The sequence below is a fragment of the Streptomyces aurantiacus JA 4570 genome (assembly GCF_000414115.1).
GTDB lineage: Bacteria > Actinomycetota > Actinomycetes > Streptomycetales > Streptomycetaceae > Streptomyces > Streptomyces aurantiacus_A.
In genome coordinates this window covers 1-5,481 of the sequence record NZ_AOPZ01000281.1, presented here as the reverse complement: position 1 = coordinate 5,481, position 5,481 = coordinate 1, and the positions used below count along the sequence as shown (strand labels likewise).

Below are 5,481 nucleotides of genomic sequence, written 5' to 3'. Positions count from 1 at the left end.
GGGAACACGAACACCGGCCGGACCGACCCGCCCTGCGCCCGCCCCGTCACGACGTTCTGCGCGCTCGCGCCGTCCCGCGCCAGCCGCTCGAGTCCGGCCAGCAGTTCTTCCCGGTCCCGGCCGAGGGCCACGCCCCGGTGCTCGAACCGCGACCGCGCCACCGCCAACGACCATGCGACGTCGCCCAGTTCGAGTTCAGTGTGCGTCAGCAGATGCTCACGCAGCCGGGCGGCCTGCTCGCGCAGTGCCTCGGGTGTCTTCGCCGACAGGGCCAGCGGCGCGACGCAGGTCGGCGGCTCGGCGGCGTCGGGCGCCGCGTCGGGCCGGGTCGGCTCGTCCGCCGGGGCCTGCTCCACGATCACGTGGGCGTTCGTGCCGCTCACACCGAACGCCGAGACGCCCGCGCGTCGGGGCGCGCCGCCGCCGCGTTCCGGCCAGTCCCGGGCCCCGGTGAGCAGTTCGACCGCGCCCGCCGACCAGTCCACTTCGGAGGTCGGGGCGTCCACGTGCAGCGTCTTGGGCAGCACGCCGTGCCGCATCGCCATGACCATCTTCATGACGCCCGCGACACCGGCCGCGGCCTGCGTGTGTCCGATGTTGGACTTGATGGAGCCGAGCCACAGGGGCTGGTCGGCCGGCCGCTCCTTGCCGTAGGTGGCGAGGAGCGCCTGCGCCTCGATCGGGTCGCCGAGCGTCGTACCGGTGCCGTGCGCCTCGACCGCGTCCACCTCGCCTGCCGCGAGGCGCGCGTCGGCCAGCGCGGCCCGGATGACGCGGCGCTGCGAAGGACCGTTGGGGGCGGTCAGGCCGTTGCTCGCGCCGTCCTGGTTGACCGCGGAACCTCGTACGACGGCGAGGACCCGGTGGCCGTTGCGGCGGGCGTCCGAAAGACGCTCGACCAGCAGCATGCCCACGCCCTCGCCCCAGCCCGTCCCGTCCGCGGCCTCCGCGAACGCCTTGCACCGGCCCGTCGCGAGCCCGCGCTGACGGCTGAACTCCACGAAGGTGGCGGGCGTCGACATCACCGAGACACCGCCGGCGAGCGCCATGGTGCACTCGCCCCGGCGCAGCGCCTGACCCGCCAGGTGCAGGGCGACGAGGGACGACGAGCACGCCGTGTCGACGGTCACGGTCACCGCCGGGCCTTCGAGGCCGAACGTGTAGGAGATGCGGCCGGAGGCGACGCTCGCGGCGTTGCCGATGCCGAGGTAGCCCTCGACCTCGTCGGGGACGTGGTCGACTCCGGCGGTGTAGTCCTGGCCGTTGGTGCCCGCGAACACGCCGATCTGGCTGCCGCCCAGCGAGGCCGGGTCGATGCCCGCGCGCTCGAACGCCTCCCAGGAGGTCTCCAGGAGGAGCCGCTGCTGCGGGTCCATGGCGAGGGCCTCGCGCGGGTTGATGCCGAAGAACTTGGCGTCGAACTGCCCGGCGTCGTAGAGGAATCCGCCTTCGCGGACGTACGAGGTTCCGGCCTGCCCGGCGTCGGAGTGGAAGAGGCCGTCGGTGTCCCAGCCGCGGTCGGCGGGGAAGTCGGCGATCGCGTCGACGCCGTCGGCCACCAGGCGCCACAGCTCTTCGGGGCTGCGTACGCCGCCGGGGAAGCGGCAGCTCATGCCGATGATGGCGAGGGGTTCGTCCTCGGTGGTGGCCGCGGCGGTGGCGGCGGGCAGCGCGGTCGCGCTGTCGTCGCCGAACAGTTCGGTGTGCAGATGGGCGGCCAGGGTGGTCGCCGTGGGGTAGTCGAAGACCAGCGTGGTGGGCAGCCTGAGGCCGGTGGCCGCGCCGATGAGGTTGCGCAGTTCGACCGCCGTGAGCGAGTCGAAGCCCAGCTCGCGGAAGGCGCGGGTGACATGGACGTCGTCGGCGCTCGGGTAGCCGAGGACGTCGGCCGCCTGGGTGCGCACCAGGTCGAGGAGCGCGGCTTCGCGGTCCGCCGGGGCCAGGGCGGCGAGGCGGTCGGCGAGGGCGTTCGCCGGGGCGGGGGCGCCCGTCGTCGGGCCGGTGGTGGCCGTCGTGTCCGCGAGGGCCGCGTGCGCCTCCGGGACGTCCGCGAAGAGGCGGCTCGGCCGGGCGGCGGTGAAGCCCGGCGCGTACTGGTCCCAGTCGATGTCGACGACGACCGGCAGTGGCTGGTCGTGGCCGAGGGCCTGGTGCAGGGCGGTGATCGCGAGGTCCGGGTCCATGGGCGGCATCACGCCGTGCCGCAGCCGCTCGGCCGCCGCGCCCTCGGCGGCCATGCCGGTGCCGTCCCAGGGGCCCCAGGCGACGGACGTCGCCACGTGCCCGGCGGCCCGCCGGGACTCGGCCAGCGCGTCCAGGGCCGCGTTGGCGGCGGCGTAACCGCCCTGGCCCGCCCCGCCCGCGACGCCGGCGAAGGACGAGAAGAGCACAAACGCAGACAGGTCCGACAGGTCCGCGTCGCGGGTCAGCTCGTCCAGGTGCCGGGCCGACTCCACCTTCGCGCGGAACACGGTGGCCAGCCGGTCCTCGGTGAGGCCGTCGAGCACGCCGTCGTCCAGGACTCCGGCCGTGTGGAAGACGCCGGTCAGCGGGGCGTCGCCGGGGATCTCGGCGAGCAGCCGGGCGAGCGCTGCCCGGTCGGTGACGTCGCAGGCAGCGATCGTCACGCGGGCGCCCAACTCCTCCAGTTCCGTGCGGAGTTCGGGCGCGCCGGGGGCGTCGGGGCCGCGTCGGCTGGTCAGGACGAGGTGCCCGGCGCCCTCGCGTGCCAGCCAGCGGGCGACGTGTGCGCCGAGGGCGCCCGTGCCGCCGGTGACCAGGACCGTGCCGCCACCCGGGGCCCACTGCGAGGGCTTCTCGCTGCTGAGGGGCGCGCGCACCAGCCGGCGCACGAACACGCCGGACGCGCGCACCGCGGTCTGGTCCTCGCCCTCCGGGGCCGCGAGGATCCGGGCGAGGCTCGTGGCGGCGGCGGTGTCGGCGGTTTCGGGGAGGTCGACGAGGCCGCCCCAGGTCTGCGGGTACTCCAGCGCGGCGACCCGGCCGAGGCCCCAGACGCTCGCCTGCGCCGGGTCGGCGGCCGTCTCGGAGGGTGTCGTCGCCACCGCGCCGCGGGTCGCGGCCCAGACGGTGGCGGCGCTGTTCGCGTCGCCGAGCGACTGGAGCAGAACTGCCTTGCGCAGGGCGGCCGTTGTGACCTGGGGCTGTTCGGCGAGCGCCAGGAGCGACAGGGCGCCGTCCCACGCCGTCGCCTCGTGCCGGCGCAGCAGTTCGGTGAGCGTCGAGCGGTCGGTGGCGGCGGCCGTCGGGACGCGTACGACGGTGACGCGGGCGCCGGCGGCCGTGAGGGCGCGTTCGGCGGCGGCGCTCCACGCGAGGTCCCCGGGCTCGTCGGGGACGAGCAGGGCCCAGGTGCCCGTGAGGGCGGGGGCGCCGCCGGGCTGCGGGGGCGGCAGGGGGTTCCAGGTGACGCGGTAGCGCCAGCGGTCCAGGGCGGAGGCGGCGCGCTGCTTGCGCCGCCAGGCCGTCAGGGCGGGCAGGACCGAGGTGAGCGGGGCGTCGTCGGGCACGTCCAGGGCGCCGGTGAGTTCCGCGAGGTCCTCGTGCTCCACGGCCTCCCAGAAGCGTGCCTCGGCGTCGTCGGCGGGCGCCGGGCCGGAGGGGTGACCGGGGGCGGCCGGGGGGGTCGTGTCCAGCCAGTACCGCTGGTGCTGGAACGCGTACGTGGGCAGGGCGACGCGGCGGCGCGCCCGCGTGGGGGCGTACCGGGGGGTCCAGTCGACGGTGGCGCCGCGTACGTGCAGCCGGGCCAGGGCGGTGAGGAAGGTGTCGGGCTCGGGCCGGTCGCGGCGCAGGGCGGGGACGAGTCCGGACTGGGCGTCGGGGCCGGCGAGGGTGTCGTGCGCCATCGCGGTGAGGACGGCGTCGGGGCCCAGTTCGAGGAAGGTGGTGACGCCGAAGTCGGTGAGGGCGGCCAGGCCGTCGTGGAAGCGGACGGCCTCACGCACGTGCCGCACCCAGTACTCGGGGTCCTTCAGCTCGGCGGCGGTGGCGAGGCGTCCGGTTAGGTTCGACACGAGCGGCAGCGCCGGATCGTGGTACGTGAGCCCCTGGGCGACCCGGCGGAACCCGTCGAGCATCGGCGCCATCAGCGGCGAGTGGAAGGCGTGGCTGACCTTGAGCCATCGGGTCTTGCGGCCCTCGGCGCGCAGCTGTCCCGCCAGGTCCTCCAGGACGCCGCGGTCGCCGGAGAGCACGACCTGCGCCGGGCCGTTGACGGCGGCGAGGCCCACCCACTCGGCGACCTCCTCCAGCAGCGGCGTCACCTCGGCCTCGGACGCCTGGACGGCGAGCATGGCACCGCCGCGCGGCAGTGCCTGCATCAACCGGCCGCGCGCGGCCACCAGCCGGGCCGCGTCCTCCAGGGACCACAGGCCCGCGACGTGCGCGGCGGCCAGCTCGCCCACCGAGTGGCCGCCCAGGATCTCGGGCCGCACGCCGAAGGACTCTGCGAGCCGGAAGAGGGCCACCTCGACGGCGAACAGCGCGGGCTGCGCGTACCCGGTCTGCTCCAGGAGTTCGGCGTCCGTGCCGAACATGACCTCCTTCAGAGGGCGGTCGAGGAGCGGGTCCAGGTGGCCGCACACCTCGTCGAGGGCCGTGGCAAAGGCAGGGAAGGTGTCGTACAGCTCGCGTCCCATGCCGACGCGCTGGCTGCCCTGGCCGGTGAAGAGGACACCGAGGCGGCCCTCGGTCACCGAGCCGGTCACGGTGCCCGGGGCGGGTGTCTCCGCGGCGAGGGACTCCAGCGCCTGGAGGAGCTGGTCGCGGTCGTCTCCGAGGAGCACCGCGCGGTGTTCGAAGGCCGAGCGGCCGGTGGTGAGGGACCAGCCGATGTCCCCAGCCGATGTCGGCGCGGCCCGCGCGGTCCGCGGCGAGCGCGGGGTCGGCGAGCAGCCGCTCGCGCAGCCGGGCCGCCTGTGCGCGCAGCGCCTTGGGGGTGCGGCCGGACACGGGCCAGGGGATGGGGCCGAGGGCCGGGCGGCCGCCCGCGTCGGCGGAGGCTGAAGTCGGTTCCGTGTCGGTACCGCCCGCCGTCGACTGCGGGTCGGCGGAGGCCGGTTCGGTTGTGGTGTCCTCGGCCGAACCACCCGTATTCGGCGCCGGGTTGGCGCCGCCCTGGGGGGCGTCGACGGGCGCCTCCTCGACGATCACGTGGGCGTTGGTGCCGCTGACGCCGAACGAGGAGACGCCCGCGCGGCGCGGCCCGTCCTCGCGGCCCGGCCAGTCCCGGGGCTCGGTCAGCAGCTCGACGGCGCCGGCCGACCAGTCGACGTGGGAGGTCGGGCGGTCCACGTGCAGGGTCTGCGGCAGCAGCCCGTGGCGCATCGCCATGACCATCTTGATGACACCGGCGACACCGGCGGCGGCCTGGGTGTGCCCGAGGTTGGACTTGATGGAGCCCAGCCACAGCGGCCGGGTGCGCGGCCGTCCCTGGCCGTACGTGGCGAGCAGCGCCTG

1 pseudogene is annotated in these 5,481 nt (G+C 75.8%); it reads right to left on the bottom strand.

The features are described 5' to 3' along the window. A pseudogene (locus tag STRAU_RS25480) lies at window positions 1-5,481 on the bottom strand (SDR family NAD(P)-dependent oxidoreductase); the annotation flags it as partial.